15 protein-coding genes are annotated in these 23,064 nt (G+C 34.4%); 8 read left to right on the forward strand and 7 right to left on the reverse strand.

Annotation, left to right across the window (positions count from 1 at the left end; all coding sequences use genetic code 11):
- Positions 1 to 101: 101 nt before the first annotated feature.
- Positions 102 to 2,423, reverse strand: coding sequence for a 5-methyltetrahydropteroyltriglutamate--homocysteine S-methyltransferase (gene metE / locus NLJ00_RS08045; RefSeq protein ID WP_256636834.1), 2,322 nt, complete (start codon positions 2,421 to 2,423; stop codon positions 102 to 104).
- 157 nt (positions 2,424 to 2,580) lie between these two features.
- Here metE and NLJ00_RS08050 point away from each other — a divergent pair, with 157 nt between their 5' ends.
- Both NLJ00_RS08050 and NLJ00_RS08055 read left to right on the forward strand, forming a co-directional pair.
- Positions 2,581 to 3,042, forward strand: a complete 462-nt coding sequence (locus tag NLJ00_RS08050) for an Lrp/AsnC family transcriptional regulator (protein ID WP_029271860.1) — start codon at positions 2,581 to 2,583, stop codon at positions 3,040 to 3,042.
- 270 nt (positions 3,043 to 3,312) lie between these two features.
- Positions 3,313 to 4,659 (forward strand): deoxyguanosinetriphosphate triphosphohydrolase, encoded by a 1,347-nt coding sequence (locus NLJ00_RS08055; protein WP_256636835.1) that lies wholly within the window; start codon positions 3,313 to 3,315, stop codon positions 4,657 to 4,659.
- A 73-nt stretch (positions 4,660 to 4,732) separates the two neighbouring features.
- Here NLJ00_RS08055 and NLJ00_RS08060 read toward each other — a convergent pair whose 3' ends face one another.
- Genes NLJ00_RS08060 through NLJ00_RS08075 form a run of 4 tightly spaced genes read right to left on the reverse strand, consistent with a single transcriptional unit; the run spans position 4,733 to position 9,263 of the window.
- Positions 4,733 to 5,734 (reverse strand): DUF3078 domain-containing protein, encoded by a 1,002-nt coding sequence (locus NLJ00_RS08060; protein WP_256636836.1) that lies wholly within the window; start codon positions 5,732 to 5,734, stop codon positions 4,733 to 4,735.
- A gap of 36 nt (positions 5,735 to 5,770) precedes the next feature.
- On the reverse strand, positions 5,771 to 7,561 hold the full coding sequence (locus NLJ00_RS08065) for a 1-deoxy-D-xylulose-5-phosphate synthase (RefSeq protein ID WP_256636837.1): 1,791 nt from the start codon (positions 7,559 to 7,561) through the stop codon (positions 5,771 to 5,773).
- 52 nt (positions 7,562 to 7,613) lie between these two features.
- Positions 7,614 to 8,492 carry a hypothetical protein gene (locus NLJ00_RS08070; protein ID WP_256636838.1) on the reverse strand — a complete coding sequence of 293 codons (879 nt, stop codon included), beginning with the start codon at positions 8,490 to 8,492 and terminating at the stop codon, positions 7,614 to 7,616.
- Between the two features lie 3 nt (positions 8,493 to 8,495).
- Positions 8,496 to 9,263 (reverse strand): energy transducer TonB, encoded by a 768-nt coding sequence (locus tag NLJ00_RS08075; RefSeq protein ID WP_256636839.1) that lies wholly within the window; start codon positions 9,261 to 9,263, stop codon positions 8,496 to 8,498.
- A 61-nt stretch (positions 9,264 to 9,324) separates the two neighbouring features.
- Here NLJ00_RS08075 and NLJ00_RS08080 point away from each other — a divergent pair, with 61 nt between their 5' ends.
- From NLJ00_RS08080 to pbpC, 4 genes are all read left to right on the forward strand, one after another.
- Positions 9,325 to 9,768: a nucleoside deaminase gene (locus NLJ00_RS08080; protein ID WP_180856818.1), complete on the forward strand. Its 444-nt coding sequence runs from the start codon at positions 9,325 to 9,327 to the stop codon at positions 9,766 to 9,768.
- Between the two features lie 33 nt (positions 9,769 to 9,801).
- Positions 9,802 to 10,434, forward strand: a complete 633-nt coding sequence (locus tag NLJ00_RS08085) for a hypothetical protein (protein ID WP_256636840.1) — start codon at positions 9,802 to 9,804, stop codon at positions 10,432 to 10,434.
- A gap of 198 nt (positions 10,435 to 10,632) precedes the next feature.
- Positions 10,633 to 16,308: an alpha-2-macroglobulin family protein gene (locus tag NLJ00_RS08090; protein ID WP_256636841.1), complete on the forward strand. Its 5,676-nt coding sequence runs from the start codon at positions 10,633 to 10,635 to the stop codon at positions 16,306 to 16,308.
- Between the two features lie 111 nt (positions 16,309 to 16,419).
- Positions 16,420 to 18,795 carry a penicillin-binding protein 1C gene (gene pbpC / locus NLJ00_RS08095; protein WP_256636842.1) on the forward strand — a complete coding sequence of 792 codons (2,376 nt, stop codon included), beginning with the start codon at positions 16,420 to 16,422 and terminating at the stop codon, positions 18,793 to 18,795.
- A gap of 327 nt (positions 18,796 to 19,122) precedes the next feature.
- Here the strand turns inward: pbpC and NLJ00_RS08100 are convergent, their stop codons facing one another.
- A complete protein-coding gene (locus NLJ00_RS08100) occupies positions 19,123 to 20,667 on the reverse strand; it encodes an Rne/Rng family ribonuclease (protein ID WP_053470125.1) in 1,545 nt (514 codons plus the stop codon).
- A gap of 420 nt (positions 20,668 to 21,087) precedes the next feature.
- Positions 21,088 to 21,378, reverse strand: coding sequence for an HU family DNA-binding protein (locus tag NLJ00_RS08105; protein WP_007805026.1), 291 nt, complete (start codon positions 21,376 to 21,378; stop codon positions 21,088 to 21,090).
- Between the two features lie 139 nt (positions 21,379 to 21,517).
- Here NLJ00_RS08105 and mutY point away from each other — a divergent pair, with 139 nt between their 5' ends.
- Together mutY and NLJ00_RS08115 are read left to right on the forward strand one after the other, a co-directional pair.
- Complete coding sequence (mutY, locus tag NLJ00_RS08110) at positions 21,518 to 22,564, forward strand: A/G-specific adenine glycosylase (protein ID WP_256636843.1); 1,047 nt, start codon at positions 21,518 to 21,520, stop codon at positions 22,562 to 22,564.
- A gap of 36 nt (positions 22,565 to 22,600) precedes the next feature.
- Positions 22,601 to 23,041, forward strand: a complete 441-nt coding sequence (locus NLJ00_RS08115) for a single-stranded DNA-binding protein (RefSeq protein WP_053470127.1) — start codon at positions 22,601 to 22,603, stop codon at positions 23,039 to 23,041.
- The last annotated feature ends 23 nt before the right edge of the window (positions 23,042 to 23,064 follow it).

The raw sequence follows: 23,064 nt of genomic DNA on the forward strand, positions 1-23,064 counted from the left end.
AAAAATAATGCCCGCAAAAGTGAAGTCGAAACTAAGTCATAACTAATTCCCGACTTCACTAAGCTGACACTAAAAAACAAAAATATATCTAAAAAGAACTATTAATTTACAGGACTTTCAACCGCAGCGCGCATTTCCTGAGCCGCTGCAACCATTTCGATTAAAGCTTTTTTGGTTTCATCCCAATGACGGGTTTTTAAACCACAATCAGGATTTACCCATAATTGATCTACAGGAATTACTGCCGAAGCTTTTTCTAACAAACGAACCATTTCTGCACTCGAAGGCACACGCGGTGAGTGAATATCATAAACGCCGGGTCCAATTTCGTTTGGATATTTAAAGTTGGCAAAAGCATCTAAAAGCTCCATTTGCGAACGAGAACATTCAATTGTAATAACATCGGCATCCATATCGGCAATGTTTTGAATAATGTCGTTGAATTCGCTGTAACACATGTGTGTATGAATTTGCGTATCATCATTTACACCGCTTGCAGAAATACGGAAAGCTTTTACAGCCCAGTCTAAATATTTCGCCCATTCTTCTTTTCTTAAAGGTAAACCTTCACGAATTGCAGGCTCGTCAATTTGAATAATTTTGATTCCCGCTTTTTCTAAATCCACAACTTCGTCACGAATTGCCAAAGCGATTTGCGTACAAGTTTCAGAACGAGGCTGATCGTTACGTACAAACGACCATTGTAAAATTGTTACTGGTCCTGTAAGCATTCCTTTTACCCATTTTGGAGTTAAAGACTGTGCATATTTAGACCATTTTACCGTCATAGGGTTTGGTCTTGAAACGTCACCATAAATAACCGGAGGTTTTACACATCGGCTTCCGTAACTTTGAACCCAGCCATTTTTGGTAAAAGTAAATCCGGCCAATTGTTCGCCGAAATATTCCACCATATCATTACGTTCAAATTCTCCGTGAACCAGAACATCAATTCCGGTTTCTTCCTGAAAACGAATCGTAGCTTCGGTTTCTTTTTCGATCAAATCATTGTATTGCTCGGTAGTTAGTTCCCCTTTTTTGAATTTCGCTCTCCAGCTTCTCACTTCAGCTGTTTGAGGGAAAGATCCAATTGTTGTTGTTGGAAATAATGGGAGATTTAAAGCTTCAATCTGACTTTTTCTTCTCGCTGCAAAAGCACTTTTACGTTTATCATCAGAAGCTGTAATTCCGGCAACACGCGCTTTAACATCGTTATTATGAATTAATTTTGAAGTTTTACGGTTTTCATTTGCAATTACGTTTCTTTCGTAGTCAACAGAAGTTTTAACATCAACTTCACCTGAAGCAATTTGTTTTAAAAGTACAATTTCGTTGATTTTCTGCTTCGCAAAAGCAAGCCATTGTTTGATTTCAGGCGTGAGAGTTTCGTCGTTTGTTTCTAAATCTAAATCGCACGGACTGTGGATTAAAGAGCAAGAAGGCCCAACTAAAATTCTGTCTTTACCTAAAGCATCAGTTGCTTTTTTGATTAATTCTAAAGATTTTTTGAAATCATTTTTCCAGATATTTCTCCCGTCAACAACTCCCAAAGAAAGATTTACGTTTGAAGCCAGTTTTCCGGATTCTAAAATATCATCTAACTGAAGTGGGCATCTAACTAAATCTAAATGGAAAGTATCAACCGGAAGAGCCAAAGCTGTTTCTAAATTTTCTCCGAAACAGTCAAAATAATTTGCTAAAATGATTTTAAGTTTTGGGAAACGAATATTGATTTCGTTATAAACCTGTGTAAATGTATTTCTTTCTTTATCAGTTAAATTTAAAGCTAAAAAAGGTTCGTCAAGCTGAATATATTCTGCATTTTCTGCTTGTAATTTTTCGAAAATTTCGAAATAAACAGGCAATAAAGCATCAATAAGATCAATTCGGTTAAAACCTTCTTCCTTTTCTTTTCCTAAAAGTAAATACGAAATTGGCCCAATTAAAACTGGTTTTGTTGCAATTCCTAAAGCATTTGCTTCTTTAAATTCATTGATTATTTTTTCTGAAAACAATTCAAATTTTTGGGTCTTTGTAAATTCAGGAACAATATAATGATAGTTTGTGTCGAACCATTTTGTCATTTCCATTGCTACAACATCCTGACCTTCTTTTTGCGCGCCTCTTGCCATTGCAAAATACAAATCCAGAGATGAATTTTTTCTTGCAAATTCGTGGTAACGCTGCGGAATTGCACCAACTGTCAAAGTCAAATCCAAAACCTGATCATAAAAAGAAAAGTCATTTGACGGAATCAAATCAACTCCGGCTTGTGATTGTAAATGCCAGTTTTTGATACGAATTTCTTTTCCGGCATCGATAAGTTCATCTGCCGAAATTTTTCCTGCCCAATACAATTCACTGGCTTTTTTTAATTCTCTGTTGCTCCCGATTCTTGGATAACCTAAATTATTTGTTTTCATTTTGATTTCAGTATTTTTTACTGAACAAATTTATTGTATTAGATTTTATAACTTATATTTGATACTTATTTCAGTAAAATGTATTTTAAAAATGATTTTAAAAAGATTTTATTACTGTAAATATCTTTCAAACGAACCTTTAGCCGTAAAAAAAACTATGGAAAACCTGGATAAAACCGATTTACTTATCCTGAAACACCTTCAGGAAAACTCAAATATCAACACAAAAGACCTCGCCAGTAAATTATTTCTTACTGTAACGCCTGTTTATGAGCGTATAAAAAGGTTAGAAAGGGACGGATTTATAACAAAGTATGTGGCATTACTTGATAGAAAGAAAATGAACCGCGGTATGACAGTTTTTTGCAATGTCCGTTTAAAAGAACACGCTAAAAACGTGGGAAGTAATTTTGTAAAAGATATCGTAGCACTTCCTGAAATTATAGAATGTTATAATATTGCGGGCGATTACGATTTTATGCTAAAAATTCTCGTCCAGGATATGGCTAGTTATCAAGATTTTGTAATGAATAAATTGTCAACGATAGAAAACATCGGAAATACGAACAGTATTTTTGTAATGGGAGAAATAAAACACAGTACCGCATTAGAGTTTTAATCTTTTTTTTGCCACAGATTGCACAGATTATAATGATTTTTTAGGATTGATGGTTAGGTTTTTTGCCACGAATTTCACGAATTTTCACAAATCATTGTGTATAAATTAATTCGTGAAAATTCGTGAAATTCGTGGCGAACAAAATATTTAATCTTTTAATTCAAATTAATCTACAGCCTATTTTTATTTAATATTATCCTAAAATAAAATGTATTTTTGACGTTTAGATCCTCAATCTAAAATCAATAATCTACAATCTAAAATAGAACAATGAACTGGGAACAACTTTTATCATTAAAACGTCAGGGAGATACAAGCAAAAGATTACGTGTAGAACAAGATGATACACGATTAGGTTTTGAAGTCGATTATGACCGAATTATTTTCTCGGCAGCATTTCGTTCTCTGCAGGATAAAACCCAGGTAATTCCGCTTTCTAAAACAGATTTCGTGCATACCAGATTAACGCACAGTTTAGAAGTTTCTGTTGTGGGAAGATCTTTAGGACGTTTGGTAGGTAAAAAAATCATCGAAAAATATCCTTATTTAAAAGAAATTCACGGTTATCATATGAATGATTTTGGGGCAATTGTAGCCGCTGCTTCATTAGCGCATGATATCGGGAATCCGCCTTTTGGACATTCGGGAGAAAAAGCAATTGGCGAATATTTCTCTACCGGAAAAGGATTAAAATACAAAGATAAATTAACAGCAAAACAATGGCAGGATTTAATTGATTTTGAAGGAAATGCCAATGGATTTTCGGTACTAACGGCAAGCCGTCCGGGAATTGAAGGCGGACTTAGAATTTCATACGCAACATTAGGTGCTTTTATGAAATATCCTAAAGAAAGTCTTCCAAAAAAACCAACCAATAATATTGCTGATAAAAAATACGGTTTCTTCCAGTCTGACAAAGCTTTTTTTGAAGAAGTTGCCGAAGATATGGGAATGATCCCAAATAAAGAAGATGGAGATATTGGTTTTGAAAGACATCCTTTAGCTTATTTAGTTGAAGCCGCAGATGATATTTGCTACACGATTATCGATTTTGAAGACGGAATCAATCTTGGTTTAGTTTCTGAAGATTATGCTTTAGAATACTTAATCAAATTAGTAAAAGACAATATTGGCGTTGCCAAATATAAATTATTAGAAACAAAAGAAGACAGAATTAGTTATTTGCGTGCCTTAGCAATTGGAGCCTTAATTAACGACGCCGTCGATGTTTTCGTAGAAAATGAAGAAGCAATTCTGGCCGGAAATTTCCCTTTTGCTTTAACAGACAAAAGTAAATACAAAGCACAGATGAATGATATTATCAACTTAAGCGTTGAAAAAATCTATCAAAGCCGTGAAGTTATCGAAAAAGAAATTGTTGGTTATCAAATCATTCAGACTCTGCTTGATAAGTTTATTACTGCATTCAATAACAAATACGAAGGGACAGCATCAAATTATGATAAATTAATCCTGAAAATGCTGCCGGAAAAACATAATTTAGAGAAAGGTAATTTATATGAACGTCTGCTTCATATTTGTCATTACGTTTCTCTTTTAACAGATGGAAATGCGTTAGAATTATACGAAATGATTCAGGGAAGAAAAAAGAATTAATGTTCAAATTATAGTATAAAAAAGTGCCTGTATGTTTGTTTACAGGCACTTTTTTTTATAGTATGAATTTTATTTATTGAAAAGCATAAACTAAACCAACACCAAGAACTTGGCGTAATTGCGCTCTTGGTCCGTCGTTAACCTGCGAAGTACTTCCGGTTACAGGATCGACAACATCTTTTTTAGTTTTAATATCATCATCATAAACTAAATGAATACCAATATTTGCTTTTACATAAGCATTTACAACAAGATCTAAACGCGTATCGTAATCGACATCGACATTTCCAAATCTGTTTAAATAATCGGTATATAAACTTAATCTGTTTTCGTAAAAAATGTTTTTAAAGATTTCGCTTTTCATGTATGCCGTAAAAAGAATACCAAACTCCGCTTTTACTTTTTGTCCTTCCTCAATTAAAATTTGATTATTAGGATCTAAAGGATCTGGTGCATAAACCGCTTTTTTCACACCAAAAGAACCTTGATTTGCCAGGTATTGATCTAATACCAAAGTAGTTTTTAACGTAATAGGAGAGAAGTAAAAAGTTCTGTTTTTCTTTTTGTCTGAATTTTCAGCTCCCGCTCCCAGAAATATATAAGCTGGAGCAAAAGGCCTAGAGATTGCAATATCCCGGTTTGGATAATTGTAACCGTCTGTAAATTGTGTATTGAAGTTAAATTTAGCAGAATAATACCAGTTTGAAACCGTATCTTTTCTAAATCCGTATGTTGAGTTTAATAAAACAGCATCGTCTGTTTTTCTAAGTTCAGTCCCGTCTTGTTTGTTTAAACCATACTTAACAATAAGTTCGTTAACCCACTTATGATTTCCTTTTACAAAAGTTCGTCCAAATTCACCCTTAAATAAACCAGAAATAGAACTTGTTCCCCCGGCACTCCAATTCACAAAAGCGATCTCTGAAATATCAAAACCCACTTGATTTTTTTTAGTCCAGTTTGAAGGCAGTTTAGGTACTTGATTTGGATCTAAAGTCGTTTGTATAAGCTGCGCAAAGTTTTTTGAAGAAAAGAGAAGCAACAGAAGCAAAAGGGTAGAACGTAATAATTTCATTAGGCTTATTTTTGTATTTTTGGTGTTGCAAAATAATTATTTTACACCGTTTGAAAAAAGATTTATTAAAGATTTAACGTCAATTTCACACAATTGTTGTAGCTTCAGCACGCTTCCATGTTCAATAAACTCGTCTGGAATACCCAAAATTTTGACATCATTTTTGAAGTTATTTGTGGCAGCAAATTCCAAAACAGCACTTCCAAATCCGCCTTTTTTTACTCCGTCTTCAATTGTAATTATATTTTCGAAAGTTGAAAAAATAGTATTTAATAGATTGATATTTAGTGGTTTAATAAAAGAAAAATCATAATGTGCCAGATCATCAGAATTCGAACATTGATTTATAGCTTCGATTACATTATTTCCAATTGCCCCTGTAGATAAAATAGCTGTTTTTGTACCGTTTTTTAAGCAGTTTCCTTCTCCAATATTAATTTTTTCGTAATGTCCGAAATTTTCTACTTCCCAGTTTTGTAAGACGCCGCGTCCTCTTGGATATCGAATCGCAATGGGATGATTTAATAAGCCTAATTGAGCCGTATATAAAATGTTTTGAAGCGCAATTTCATTAATTGGCGCATAAATAATCATGTTAGGTATAGAACGCAGATAAGCAATGTCAAAAACACCGTGATGCGTGGCGCCGTCTTCGCCAACTAAACCAGCTCTGTCCAAACAAAAAATAACGGGTAAATTTTGCAACGCCACATCATGAATAACCTGATCGTAAGCGCGCTGTAAAAAAGTCGAATAAATATTGCAATACACTATCATTCCCTGCGTTGCCATTCCGGCAGCAAGCGTTACGGCATGCTGTTCTGCAATTCCCACATCAAAAGCACGTTCCGGCAGTTCATCCATCATGAATTTTAAAGAACTTCCAGATGGCATTGCAGGCGTTATTCCTATTATTTTTTCGTTCTTTTTGGCTAAATCTAAAATCGTTAAACCAAAAACATCCTGATATTTTGGAGGAAGATTTTCTTCTGATTTTAAATGAATTTCTCCGGTTGAAGCATCAAATTTTCCGGGTGCATGATATTTTACCTGATTCTCCTCAGCTTGCTGTAAACCTTTTCCTTTAGTAGTTACAATATGAAGAAACTTTGGGCCTTTTATCTTTTTTAATCTATTTAATTCTTTGATTAAAGTTGGAAAATCATGTCCGTCGATTGGACCGGAATAATCAAAATTCAAAGATTTGATAATGTTATTCTGCTTCGGATTTTTTCCGTTTTTAACCGCAGTAAGATATTTTTTTAAAGCACCAACACTTGGGTCAATTCCAATAGCGTTGTCGTTTAAAATTACAAGAATATTAGCATCGGTAACTCCGGCATGGTTTAAGCCTTCAAAAGCCATTCCGCTTGCGATAGAAGCATCGCCAATAACTGCAATATGTTGTTTGTCGAAATCTCCTTTTAGTTTAGAAGCAATCGCCATTCCCAATGCTGCAGAAATAGAAGTAGAAGAATGTCCAACGCCAAAAGTATCGTAAACACTTTCAGCTCTTTTTGGGAAACCCGAAATTCCTCCAATTTGTCTGTTCGTATGAAAAATTTCCCTTCTTTCGGTTAAAATTTTATGTCCGTAAGCTTGATGACCAACGTCCCAAACTAACAAATCTTCGGGCGTATTAAAAACATAATGCAAAGCAATTGTCAGTTCGATTACACCTAAACTGGCACCTAAATGCCCTTCTTTTACAGAAACCACATCAATAATAAACTGGCGTAATTCCTGAGCAACCTCAGTAAGCTGCTCTTCTTTTAAAAGACGTAAATCGGCAGGATTGTATATGTTCGAAAGTAAATTGCTTTTCATTGTAAGGTAAAAAGCAAATTTACGGTTTTAAATTTAATTTTATAAGTGAGATCTACTGCAATACTATTGGTAAAGAATACTGCATTTTAATTTTTTTTCCATTTGATTCTCCCGGCTGCCATTTTGGACATAAACTTAAAACTCGGATAAGTTCTTTTTCTAAAGGCTGGTCGACAGCAGGTTGAGATTGAAGATAAGATACAGAACCGTTTTTTTCTACAGCAAACGCAAGAATTATTTTCGCTTTTCCAATATTTGAGCCTTCTGGTTTTTTAAATTCTTTTGCAAAAAATGTGTAAAATTGATCAATTCCACCAGGAAATTCTGCATTTGTCTGCATAACCGCACCAGTAACAAATGTTGAATTATCTTCTTCTTCTTCCACAGCTTTTTTACAATTTAGCTTTGCAGATTTTTCTTTTTTAGTATTATTTACAGGATTTTTTACAAATTTAACCTGATCAACTTTTGGAGGCGGAGGAGGTGGCGGTAAAGGGTTATGATGAGCATCATTCGGATTAATTGGAACGTCTCCAACCATAATTCTTTCTTTAGCAACGGTATCTTTTACAACTTCAACTTTATCAATTTTTTTCTTATTTCCTTCTTTATCTGCACAGCTAAACAAAGTTGTTCCCATTGCCACAAATAATGCCAATAAAAACATTTTATAGTAATTAGTCTGTGCATACAAAATTCGACTTGGAATTTGAATTGTAACAGAATCTAATTGCGATTTTCTAAATCTTCCGCAAATTTTATTATTTTGATTTTGAATGAAAAAATGCTGAATTTCATCAGGAAGCATTGCTGTAAAATCAACAACAGTTTTAGAGCAGCTTAAACAGAAACGACCATTTCCATCTGGAGTCATTTTGTTCCAGTCTTCATGACATGGTTCAGGAATTGTGATTTTATGTTTTCTATTCATTATTTATTGCTTAAAAGAAATTGGTAAGTTCAAAGATGTTCTAACGGCATGATTGTTTAATTTTCCCGGATTCCATTTTGGGGACATTTTTAAAACTCTAATAGCTTCTTCGCCAGTTCCGGTTCCGGCATCACGTAATATTTTGAAAGTACTTAAACTTCCATCTTTTTCTATTACAAACGAGACATATATTTTTCCGGTATATTTTTCTGTTTTATTGGGGATAACATAATTATCGTTAACAAAGGCATAAAACTTTTTCATTCCATTTTTTGGCTCAGGTATGACATCTAAACTTATTGGACTAAAAATATCATCATAATTAATAGTTATGTCTTCGGTTTTTATTTGATGATCATCGGGAACGACAGGCATACCCAATGTAGTAGCAGATATTGTATCATTCTCAACAATTTCTACTTTATCAATTTTTTGTTTCTTCTCATTTTTATCCTGACAGCTAAATAAAGTAGTCCCCATTGTAACAAACAAAGCCAGCAAAAACATTTTATGGTACTTCGTCTGCGTATATAAAACCCGACTTGGAATTTGAATTGTAATAGAATCTAATTGCTCGTTTTTAAATTTTCCGCAAATTCTTTCGTTTTGATTTTGAATGAAAAAATGCTGAATTTCATCAGGAAGCATGGAAGTAAAATCAACAACCGTTTTAGAACAGCTCAAACAAAACCGGCCATTTTCGTTTGGCGTCATTTTGTTCCAGTTTTCACCACAAGGTTTAGGAATTATTATTTTATGTTTTTCTTCCATATTCAAATATCAAAAAATAAATGTAATAAAAAATAAGTTCTAAAATCCTATTTTTGCAATTATGATAAACCCTTTCACCGACGAATATTTCATGAAAAAAGCTTTGCAGGAAGCGGAAGAAGCTTTTGCTAAAGGCGAAATTCCTGTTGGGGCCATTATTGTTGTAGCCGATAAAGTAATTGCAAGAAGCCATAATTTGACAGAATTACTTAATGACGTTACCGCTCATGCCGAAATGCAGTCCATAACCGCCGCTGCGAATTTCCTTGGCGGAAAATATTTAAAAGACTGCACACTTTATGTAACGCTTGAACCTTGCCAAATGTGTGCAGGAGCTTTGTATTGGAGCCAGATTTCGAAAATCGTTTTTGGTGCGCGCGACGAGCAGAGAGGTTTTATAACAATGGGAACAAAACTGCATCCAAAAACAACTGTGGTTTCTGGTGTAATGGCTAATGAGGCTGCAGATTTGATGAAGCGTTTTTTTCTGGAAAGACGTAAATAAAATCTTTTTGAATATTTTGATAAGCGATAAGTTATGACTGATTTTTCAATAATAAAAAAACTATTTCATATTACAGAACCTTTTGGTTTTATTTCTGATGAAGTTCAAACTATTGAAAATATTTTTGGGAAACTTCCCCAGGTTTTTGTGGATTATTATACAGAACTAGGTAAAATTCAAAATTTAAATCATACACAGGATTTTCTAATTGTACCAGAGCGTTTTCAATATTATAAGCATGATGACTATTTGATTTTTTATTCTGAAAATCAAAAAGCTTGTGTTTGGGGAATACATAAAGACGATTTGTTGAAACCTGATCCGCCTGTTTATATGAGTTCTGATGAAAAAGAGTGGAACTTAGAAACAGAAAAATTATCCGATTTTTTTACTGCAATGGCTTTTCTGCAAGCTGGTTTTGCATTACAATTTCCATGCAATACCTTTTTTGAATTAGAGCAGAAGGAATTAGATTTTATTAAAGAGAATTTTGCTGATAAAGGAGTTGGTTTTAAACAATGGCTTGATGGAATAAACTTTTACGGAAATTGTCCTGATGATGTAATTATTATTATGAGTGGAAATCAAATGTTTTATGCATCAAATTCAGAAAAGCATTTTGCCGAATTAAATAAGGTTTTGTCAAAATTAGGAACAGAACTTTAAGGTTTGATGCTCTTAATCAATGCTGCAATAACTTGCAAACTTCAACAAAAGTTAAATAATTATTGCTAAAGAATTTTCTTCTTAAAGAATCAAAAAATACTTTACTTTTATTGTAATTTAATTTGCGTTTTGCTGTTAAGACTTTAAACAGCGATCATGTTAAATTACTAACTTGTTAACCATTAACTCTAAATAAAAGTGAAAGCAAAAGGTTTAGTTCTCGTATTTTTTGTGTTTTTTATTTTTCAATCCTGCGGCAGAAAATCGGCTGCAGATTTCAACTCCGATTTTTCATTATTTAAAGAGTACATAACCAGCTTTACCAGCGGAATCGTTTCTTCCGATTCTGATATTCGGGTTGTTTTGGCTTTCGACAAAAATGATTGGAAACCCAATCAGGAATTAGACGACGATTTGTTTGATATTTCACCAAACGTTCACGGAAAAGTGGTAGCACTTTCTACCAATACAATTGCTTTTATTCCTGAAAAAAAATTAAATCCTGGAACAGAATATCAGGTTACTTTAAACTTAGATAAACTGACAGCAATTCCGAAAGAAAAAGAAAAGGAACTTTCTAAATTCAACTTTACGGTTAAAACAGTTAAGCAGGATTTTACCATAAATACCGGCGATATTCAATCGTACAGTAAAGAATATCAATATTTAAACTGCGTTTTAAAAACAGCAGATAAAATTGATCTTGAAACGGCTCAAAAATTGGTTGAAGCCAAACAAAAAGGAAACAATCTTAAAATTAAATTTGAGAAAACGACTGGTCCTTCCAAAGAATTTCGTTTTATAATTGACAGTATTCAGCGTTTTTCTGAAGCTTCAAATTTGGAGATTATATATGACGGAAATGATTTTGATATCGATCAAAAAGGACAAATCGATTTTCCGATTACAAGTATAAACGAATTTAAAATTATAAAAGTTGAAGTTCCTGATGGAAACAATCAATCGGTTTCAATTAATTTTTCTGAACCTTTAGAAAAAGGACAGGATTTTGCCGGATTGGTTTCGATTCAGAACACCAATAACTTAAAGTTTTCTACACAAGGGAATTTACTAAAAGTATATTTTACAAACCAAAACGCTCCTAAAAAAGAAGAACCAGCACCAGTTGTTGTTGAGGAAGAAACGGCTGAAGTTACCGTTGATTCTGCTGCCGTTGCTGTTGATTCTGCCGCTGCCGTTGTAGAAGCTCCGGTAGAAGATATAGTAGAAGTTGTTCCAGATGAAGAACCGGAACAAGTGATTACTGGAGAATTGCTTTTGGAAGTTTTCCAAGGAATTGAAAGCCAGTATGGCAAAAAAATGGAAGCGAACTATTCTGAAAAAATCTCTTTTGATCAGATTAAACCAAGCGTGCGTTTCGTTAAAAATGGAACAATTCTGCCAAGTTCAAACAATTTAAAACTGAATTTCGAAGCCGTAAATTTAAGTGCCGTTGATGTAAAGGTTTATAAAATTTACAAAAACAATATTTTGCAGTTTCTTCAATATAATGAATTAAATGGTGCGCAAAACCTCAAAAAAGTAGCGCAGCCTATTGCAAAAACCACACTTAATTTAAGAGAAAGTACGCTCGTAAACCTAACGAAGTGGAATACCTATGCTTTAGATTTATCTAAAATTATAAAACCGGAACCGGGAGCGATTTATAGAGTTGAGTTTGAATATAAAAAGAAATACGCCCTGTATAAATGTGAAACATCAGATGGAGATCAGGATGAAACAGAGGAAGAAGAAGTCGATGAAAATGATGTAAACTACAGCGGAAACTCATACGACGATTATTATTACGATGATTACGAATGGAGAGAAAGTCAGGATCCTTGCTCTGGATCGTATTATTATAATGCGAAAATTGCAACTAATATTCTGGCTTCAGATTTAGGAGTTATTGCCAAAAGAGGTGAAAACAAATCGTATTTATTTGCTGTAAATAATATTGTAACGACAGAACCGGTTTCGAACGCGAGAGTTGATTTGTACAATTTTCAACAGCAAAAAATTTCGACGCAAGCAACAAGCAGCGAAGGAATTGCATCTTTCCAGCTGGATAAATTCGCCTATTTTGCAATTGTTACTTTAGGCGATCAATCGACGTATGTAAAATTGGACGACGGACTTTCGTTATCTGTAAGTAATTTTGATGTTGCCGGAGAGACTTTACAAAAAGGTTTAAAAGGATTTATTTACGGAGAAAGAGGCGTGTGGCGTCCGGGAGATAATTTGTATTTGTCTTTCATTTTAAATGATGCGGCGAATAAACTTCCGAAATCGCATCCGATAAAATTCAGATTAAACGATCCGAATGGAAAAACCGTTTATCAAACTGTTCAAAAAACAAACGATTTAAATCATTATGCGTTTATAGTTCCAACAAATCAGGATGCACCAACCGGAAATTGGGAAGCGATGGTAAGCGTTGGCGGAGCTAAATTTTATAAGAGCATTAAAATAGAAACGATCAAACCAAATCGTTTAAAAATCAAAAATACATTTACAAGAAAAACACTTTCATCATCTTATCCAAACACAGATAATCTGGAAGTAACGTGGCTTCATGGTGCAATTGCTAAGAATTTAAATGTAGAAATGCAGGCAAAATTCTCGCAGCAAACCACAACTTTTAAAGGATATGAAAAATATAGCTTTGATGATATGGTTCGTCAATTTAGCACAGAAGAAATCAATGTTTTTTCAGGTAAATTAAACGAAAGCGGAAAAGCATCTGTAAATATTCAGCCAAGATTACAAGGTCAGGCGCCGGGAATGCTTCGCGCTTCATTCATTACAAAAGTGTATGAAGAAGGCGGTGATTTTAGTACCGATGTTATTTCGACAACGTATTCTCCATATAAAACCTATGTTGGGGTAAAATCGCCTGAATTGAACAAGTACAATATGCTTGAAACCAGAACGAATAATCGTTTTGAAGTGGTAACGGTTGATGAAAACGGAAGACCAAAAGCAGTTCGAAATCTTGAAGTAAGAATTTACAAAGTAGATTGGAGATGGTGGTGGGATTCTTCAAGCGATAATTTATCGAATTATAATTCATCGAACTCGACAACATCTTATAAATCTACAGTAATTAACACTGATTCGAACGGACGCGGAAGTTTTCAATTTGCTTTAACCGATGAAGAATGGGGGCGTTATTTAATTCGTGTTGAAGATCCAAACGACGGCCATGCAACGGCTTTAACCGTAAATATCGATTGGCCAATTTGGTCTGGAAAAACCAGAAACAGAGATGCTTCGACAGCCAATATGTTAGTTTTTTCTACCGATAAAAAGAATTATGCCGTTGGGGAAAAAGCACAAATATCTTTCCCTTCAAGCGAAGGCGGACGTGCGTTGATTTCTATAGAAAATGGTTCTCGCGTTGTACAAACACTTTGGGCAGAAACTAAAAACGGAGAAACAAAAGTTGAAGTTCCAATTACGGCAGCAATGGCACCAAATGTGTATTTTAATATCACATTATTACAGCCGCACGCTTCGACTAAAAACGATTCGCCAATTCGTATGTACGGAATCGTCCCGATTGAGGTTGTAGATAAAAACACGATTTTGGCACCAACCATTAATATGCCTGATGTATTAAAACCAGAACAGCCATTTACGGTTAAAGTAGGGGAGAAATCAGGAAAAGAAATGACGTATACAATTGCAGTTGTTGATGAAGGATTGCTGGATTTAACCCGTTTTAAAACGCCAAATGCGTGGGATAGTTTCTATGTTCGTGAAGCTTTGGGGGTAAAAACATGGGACGTTTATGATGATGTAATTGGCGCTTACGGCGGAAAAATAAACCAGATTTTCAGTATTGGAGGAGATCAGGATTTGGGCGTTGGAAAAGCTAAAAAAGCAAACCGTTTTAAACCAGTTGTATTATATTATGGACCTTTTAAATTAGAAAAAGGAGAAACAAAATCACACCAATTAAAACTGCCTAAATATATTGGATCTGTTAGAACAATGGTTGTTGCCGGCGACGCTGCGACAAGTGCATACGGAAGTGTAGAAAAAGCAACTCCGGTTAGAAGTCCGCTGATGGTTTTGGCTTCATTACCGAGAAAAATTTCGCCATCCGAAAAAGTAACGATTCCGGTTACCATTTTTGCAACTGAAAATAAAATCAAAAATGTTTCTGTTCAAATAAAAACAAGCAACGGATTGAAAGTTGTGGGAAGTGCGGTTCAAAAGCTAAGTTTTGCACAGCCTGACGAAAAAATGGCGTATTTCAATTTAGTTGTAGGATCTGCAACCGGAATTGCAAAAGTGCAGGTCATTGCAACATCTGGAAATGAGAAATCAAGTTATGATGTTGAAATCGATATGACAAACCCGAATCCGGTAACAAGTACTTTTACTGATGTTGTTTTAACTCCAAATAGTACCAAAACACTTTCGTGGAAAACGTTTGGTGTTGCCGGAAGCAATAAAGCGAGATTAGAAGTTTCGTCTATGCCATCAATGAATTTGAATGGAAGAATGCAATACTTAATTCAATATCCACATGGTTGTGTCGAGCAGACAACATCGTCGGTTTTCCCGCAATTATTCTTAAGTGATGTTGCCGATATTGATGCGAAACGTAAAGATATTATTCAAAAAAATATTGCAGCCGGAATTCAGAGATTAGGAAACTTCCAGTTATCAAACGGAGGATTACCTTACTGGCAGGGAAATGCAATTGCAGACGATTGGGGAACTTCATACGCTGGACATTTCTTGATTGAAGCAGAGAAAAAAGGTTATGTACTGCCAATTAATTTCAAATCAAAATGGCTTTCATATCAGCAAAAAGAAGCAAAACAATGGCGTTTTGAACCTAAATACGGTAACGATCTGGCGCAATCTTATAGATTATATACTTTGGCTTTAGCAGGAAATGCCGACTTATCGTCAATGAACAGGCTTCGAGAAACAAAATCAATTTCGAATGAAAGTAAACTTCGTTTGGCAGCGGCTTATGTCTTAGCTGGACAAAAATCGGCGGGACAAAATTTACTGCTTCAAACGAGTATTGATGGATCGGATGGTTATAATTATTACTATTATGGTTCTGACGAAAGAAACAGAGCAATGGCTTTAGAAACGCTGCTTCTTTTAGATCAAAAACAAAAAGCATTTGCAACGGCGACAAAATTAGCCAAAGAAATGTCAGCAAATCAATGGATGAGTACGCAGACAACAGCTTACTGCTTGTATTCAATGTCGAAATTTGCGATTAGCAATGGTCCAAAAGGAATCAATATCCAGTTTAGTAAAAATGGTAAAGGAGAAACGATCAATACGCAAAAAACAATCGCAGATCGTAGTTTGTCTGCTGCCAGCGGAACAAATAGTATCACATTAAAAAACCTTAAAAACAATACGGTTTATGTTCGTGTATTGAACACTGGAATTTTACCAATAGGAAATGAAAATGCGGTTCAAAGTGATGTTTCGGCAAATATTGTTTTCAAAAACAGAAAAGGAAGTACTATTGATGTTTCAAGAATTAGTCAGGGAACAGAATTTATTGCTGAGGTTACAATTAAAAACCAAAGAAATGAAAGTATTCAAAATGTGGCGTTATCGCAAATTCTGCCTTCTGGATTCGAAATTGTAAACACACGTTTCACAGATTATGGAGACGCAGTAAATAATATTGCCGATTATATCGATATTCGTGACGACAGAACTAATTTCTACTTCGGAATGAAATCGAGAGAAACAAAAGTTTTCAGGATTCTGTTAAACGCATCATATCTAGGAAATTATTATTTACCTGGATTACAATGCGAAGCCATGTACGACAACACATTCCTGGCAAGAACTAAAGGATTCTGGGTTGAAGTTGTGAAATAAATTTATAGCCCACGGATTTTACGGATGAAACAGGTTTACACGGATATTTTTAATATAATCTGTGTCAATCCGTTTCATCCGTAAAATCCGTGGTCTAAAACTTTAAATACGTTGAAAAATAAACTTATAGCGTTTTTCCAACGCATCATAAACTGGATTAAAAGAAATAAAATAAAATCAGCAATTGCATTTGTGCTTTTGCTGGGTTACTATTTTTCCCTTCCCCGAACTTTATTCAAAGAACCGTATTCAACCGTAATTGAAAGTAAAGAAGGAGAATTACTCGGAGCCAAAATTGCCCGCGACGGACAATGGCGTTTTCCGGCGCAAGACAGCGTTCCTGATAAATTCAAAAAATGTATTGTTTATTTTGAAGACGAGTATTTCTACAAACATCCGGGATTTAATCCGGGAGCAATGGTTAATGCTTTTAAACAAAACCGAAAAGCGGGTAAAGTAGTAAGAGGAGGAAGTACTTTAACGCAACAAATAATCAGACTTTCCCGAAAAGGAAAAAACAGAACTTACTTTGAAAAGCTTGTCGAAATTATTCTCGCAACCCGATTAGAATTAGGATATTCTAAAAATGAAATTCTCGAAATGTACGCTGCTCATGCGCCTTTTGGAGGAAATGTTGTAGGGTTAGAAATGGCTTCATGGCGATATTTTGGTGTGCAGTCTAATCAATTATCTTGGGCAGAAAATGCGGTTTTAGCCGTTTTACCAAATGCGCCAAGTTTAATTTATCCCGGAAAAAATCAGATAAAATTACTGAACAAACGAAACCGACTTTTACTGAAATTGCATCAGGAAGGAATAATTGACAAACAGACGTACGAACTTTCGATAGAAGAACCTTTACCTCAAAAACCTTACGATCTGCCTCAAATTGCGCCGCATTTACTACAAAGAGTGGCAAAAAGTGAAGAAGGAACGCGAGTAAAAACTACGATCGATCATGCTTTGCAAAATCGTGTAAATCAAATAGCAAGATATTATTACAATCAGTATAAACAAAATGAAGTTCATAATCTGGCAATTTTAGTAATTGATGTTCAAAACAGAAATGTAATGAGTTATGTTGGAAATTCTCCAACAGATAAAGATCATCAAAAAGATGTTGATATTATTGATGCTCCGCGAAGTACCGGAAGTATTTTAAAACCGCTTTTATATGGCGCAATGCTCGATGATGGTGAACTTTTACCAAACACTTTAGTAGCTGATGTTCCAACGCAGATTTCAGGTTATACACCGCAGAATTTCAATTTAACATTTGATGGAGCTGTTCCTGCGCATCGTGCTTTGTCACGTTCGTTAAATATTCCGGCAGTATTAATGCTTCAGGAATTTACGGTCAATAAATTTTATGAAGAACTGCAAAAATTCAAATTAAAAGACATTAATAAAACTCCAGATCATTATGGTTTATCGCTTATTTTAGGCGGTGCCGAAAGTAATTTGTGGGATTTATGCCGAACGTATGCAAATCTTTCTTCTACGGTTAATTATTATACTAAAAACAACGGAAAATACCGAACAAACGAATTCACAGAGCTAAATTATAAAAACGATTTTAAGCCTGATTTTGGTTCAGAAACCAATCAGAAGAATATTTTAGGTGCAGGATCAATTTGGTTAACCTATAATGCAATGGAAGAAGTGAACAGGCCGGAAGGAGATGAAGCCTGGAAATTTTATGACAGCTCGTTAAAAATTGCCTGGAAAACAGGAACAAGTTTCGGAAATCGTGATGCGTGGGCCATTGGAACAAATTCAAGATATGTAGTGGGAATTTGGGTTGGAAATGCAACCGGAGAAGGACGACCGACTTTAACCGGAGTTACAAGTGCGGCGCCAATTTTATTTGACGTTTTTAATTTACTGCCAAGACAAAGATGGTTTGATATTCCCTATAAAGATTTAGAAGAAGTTGAGGTTTGTCGTTTAAGCGGATATCTGGCAAAAGAAAACTGTCCGAAAATTAAACAATGGGTTTCTAAAAAAGGAAAATCTACAGCAGTTTGTCCGTATCATAAAACCATTCATTTAGATAAAACAGAACAATTTCAGGTAAACAGCAGCTGCGAAAGTATCGAAAATATTGTGACAAAAAATTGGTTTGTACTGCCTCCGGTGATGGCTTGGTATTACAAAAGCCAGCATATAGAATATTTACCTTTACCGCCATTTAAAGAAGGATGTGAGGGAACACAAACCAAAACAATGGATTTTATTTATCCAAAAGCAAACAGCAAAATTTACCTAACTAAAGACTTTAACAGTAAAGTACAGCCTGTAATTTTAAAAGTAGCTTATTCTGAAAGGGATAAAGAGCTTTTTTGGTATGTTGATGATGTTTATAAAGCCACCACAAAAACTTTTCATGAACTGCCAATTATGCCAACAACGGGAATACATTATATTACAGTTGTAGATGCTTCTGGAAATGAAATTAGACGCAGAATTGAAATTGTGAGGGAATAAAATTTTAAAGGAAATTCCAATTTTTAAATTCCAAATTCCAAATTTTGCTTCTTTATAAAAGATGAAAGGCATTGTATGTCAGGCTGAGCGAAGTCGAAGCCCACGTGCCAATTGGAGCGCCCTTCGACTTCGCTCAGGGTGACACTTTTGTATTCAAAATAACTTTTTAAATATACTTTTTGAACCTAAATTTCCGCCACGAATTACACCAATTGACACAAATTAATTCGTGCAAATTCGTGTAATTCGTGGCGAAAAGATTGCTTCGTTACTCGCAATGACGCATAAAAAAACCGCCCCGATGATGCATCGGGGCGGTTTTGATTTTTATTCTGAAATAACATTTCCTTTTTTATCATAGAAATGGTATTCTAAGTACGTGTAAGCGTCACGAGGTATGATTTTCACCCATTTCTTATGTTCAAAAAACCATTTTGAACGTAATGATGGAAAACCTTTGCTGAGGTATGCAGCCACAAACGGATGTGTATTAAGCACAACTTTATTGTGGGTTTTTAAAAGTCTTTCTAAGTCAGAGGTGATCTTGTCAATTATTAATATTGGCGCTTCAATTTCACCATTAACTTTATTTGGATCTTCTTCTCTAGTTTTTATATTAACTTCTGGTCTTACTCGCTGTCTTGTAATCTGGACTAAACCAAATTTACTCGGCGGTAATATTTTATGCTTTGCTTTATCGTCGCTCATTTCTTCTCGCAAGAAGTCGAACAAAACTTTCCTGTTTTCTGGATTAGACATATCGATAAAATCAACTACGATAATTCCGCCCATATCTCTCAGACGAAGTTGTCTGGCGATTTCTGCTGCGGCAATCATATTTACTTCCATGGCGGTGTCTTCCTGGTTGGTTGCTTTATTCGAACGGTTTCCGCTGTTTACGTCTATAACGTGAAGAGCTTCAGTGTGTTCGATGATAAGGTAAGCCCCTTTACTCATAGAAACGGTTCTGCCAAAAGAAGTTTTGATTTGTCTCTCTATATTGTATTTCTCAAAAATTGGAGTGTCATTTGATTGATAAAACTTAACAATCGATTGTTTCGAAGGTGCAATTTCTTGCAGATATTCCTTCGTTTGGTGGAACAACTCTTCATCATCTATTTGAATACCGCTGAAGGTATCATTAAATACATCTCTTAATATTGAAGAAGCTCTGTTAAGCTCTCCTAATACTTTTGATGGATGATGAGCAGTTGGTAATTTTTTACACATTGCAGACCATCTGCCAAGCAGGTTCTGCAAATCTTTTTCTAATTCGGCTACGTTTTTGCCTTCGGCTACTGTACGAACAATAACACCAAATCCTTTTGGTTTGATCGATAGAACAAGTTTTTTTAGACGATCCTTTTCTTTTTTGTCTTCTATTTTTTGAGAAATAGAAACACGATCAGAAAAAGGAACTAGAACAATAAATCTTCCGGCAAGAGAAAGCTCAGCACTTATTCTTGGTCCTTTGGTCGATATAGGTTCTTTAACTACTTGAACTAAAACAGATTGATTGGCACTTAAAATATCAGTAATGATGCCATCTTTGTCAATCTCTTTTTCAAACTGAAAGGTTTTTAGGGAGAAATCTTTTATTTTACCTGCGCTTACAAGTTTTATGAATTTCAGCTGAGAAGCTAAGTTTGGACCTAAATCGTGATAATGTAAAAAGGCATCTTTTTCGAAGCCTACATTTACAAAAGCAGCATTAAGTCCTGCAACTGGTTTTCTGATTTTGGCAATAAAAATATCACCAACCTGAAAGTTGCTTTTCTCTTCTTCTTTGTGTAATTCAATTAGTTTTCCATCTTTTAATAAGGCAAAATCTACGGCTTCAGAACTAGATCTAATGATTAATTCTTTATTCACACTGTAAATTTTTATCTGTTTTTTCAGAAAATAGAGTATAGAGAGAAGAGCATAGATTTAAAAAAATCTAAAATCTAAAATCTAAGATCTAAAATCTTATCTACAGATGGATTAAACAATATTTTAACAGGTATTGAACCCGGGAGGGAAAGTTAAATTTCAATTTTTAAATTCCAAACTCCAATTAAATCAATATTGATTTCTTAATTTTTGGATTTTGGATTTTGGATTTTCTTTTTTGGAATTTTTGAAATTTCCCAAATTTCAATGAACGTTTAAAAAGAAAAAAGTAGTTTAAAACTACTTTTTCTTTTTGTGACGGTTAGCTCTCGCTCTTTTCTTACGTTTGTGAGTAGCTACCTTATGTCTCTTTCTTTTTTTACCACTTGGCATATCGTGTCAGATTTATGTTAATTAATATTATTTTGCTTCGTTGTTAGTTTTAACTCCTTCTACAAATACTTTTGCAGGTTTAAACGCAGGGATGTTGTGTGCTGGAATTTTGATTGTAGTGTTTTTTGAGATGTTTCTACCAGTTTTTTCAGCTCTGGTTTTTACAATAAAACTACCAAAACCTCTTAGGTAAACATTGTCTCCTGTTTCTAAAGAAGTTTTTACTTCTTCCATAAAAGTTTCTACTGTTGCTTGAACATCTCCTTTTTCAAGACCTAATTTCTCTGAAATTTTCGCTACGATATCTGCTTTCGTCATTTTCTTTCCTATTTTATTTATAAATGGTGTACTATTTTTTTGAGTTTGCAAATATAGGAATTAAAAAAATAATTAATCAAGCTAATTCGTTAAATTTTAATTACATAAACATTTACTTTTGCATTTTAAGGATTTAACGATGAATTTTCATAACACGCTGATAAAATGGTATTTACAAAACAAACGTGATCTTCCATGGCGAAAAACGGCCGATCCGTACCAAATTTGGCTCTCAGAAATTATGCTGCAACAAACAAGAGTCGCGCAAGGAATGCCTTACTTTTTTGCATTTACAGCGGAATTTCCTACAGTTTTTGATCTTGCAAATGCATCTGAAGAACAAGTTTTAAAACTTTGGCAGGGACTTGGATATTATTCACGAGCAAGAAATCTTCATAAAACGGCAAAATACGTCGCAGAGGATCTAAACGGAAGTTTTCCTCCTTCATATAAAGAACTTTTAAATTTAAAAGGTGTAGGCGAATATACCGCTGCCGCTATTGCATCTTTCTCTTATAATGAAGCTGTTCCGGTTGTAGACGGAAATGTATTTCGTGTACTTTCCCGTTATTTTGATATAGAATCAGATATTGCGCTTCCCGCGACAAAAAAAGAATTTACAAAACTGGCTTACGAATTAATGCCAAAAGATAACCCGGCAATCTTCAATCAGGCGATAATGGAATTTGGTGCATTGCAATGCGTTCCGAAAAGTCCGAATTGTTCTGTCTGTGTTTTTAACGACAGCTGTTTAGCGCTGCAAAAAAAGAAAGTTGATTCTCTGCCTGTAAAATCTAAAAAAGTAAAAGTGATAAACCGTTTCTTTAATTATCTTGTTTTAGAAGATATATTAGGAAACACCATCATTCAAAAAAGAACGGCAAAAGGAATCTGGCATAACTTATATGAGTTTCCTCTTTTTGAAACCAGTGAAATTGCAGGTTTTAATACTGTTTCAGAAATAGCACAAAATGACCTGTTTTCTTCCTATACTATATTAGGTATAGAAGAATGCAGTGAAGCGACCGTAATTCATAAGCTTTCGCACCAGCATCTTCATATCCAATTTTGGAAAATAAAAATTAATGAAGTCCTCCAAAACGGAATTGATTTGAAAACTTTAAAAAGTTTTCCTTTTCCAATTGTTATATATAATTTTATAGAAAAGCAAGAAATAAATTGCTAAAAAAATGTATCTTTGGTAGAAATACCACTATTAATTATGAATGGAACATTAAATAAGGTTATGCTTATTGGTCATTTAGGCGATGATGTAAAAATGCATTATTTTGATGGAGGGAACTGTATTGGACGCTTTCAGCTTGCTACTAATGAAGTTTATATTAACAAAACGACCAATGAAAAAATAACATCTACAGAATGGCATAATTTGGTTGTGCGTAATAAAGCCGCCGAAATTTGCGAAAAATACCTATCTAAAGGGGATAAAATATATGTTGAAGGCCGTATCAAATCCAGACAATGGCAGGCTGAAGATGGTACGACAAAATATACAACAGAAATTCAGGTTACAGAATTTACTTTTCTGACTACCAAAAAAGAAACGGGAAATCATAGGCCAAACCACGATCAGGAATCCGCAAAAAACACTAACTTTGATGCGCCAAACGAAGGCTTGCCCATTAATGATCTGCCTTTTTGATTGTTTAACTAATCTTATGTAAT

The organism is Flavobacterium panici, assembly GCF_024499525.1.
Taxonomy (GTDB): domain Bacteria; phylum Bacteroidota; class Bacteroidia; order Flavobacteriales; family Flavobacteriaceae; genus Flavobacterium; species Flavobacterium panici.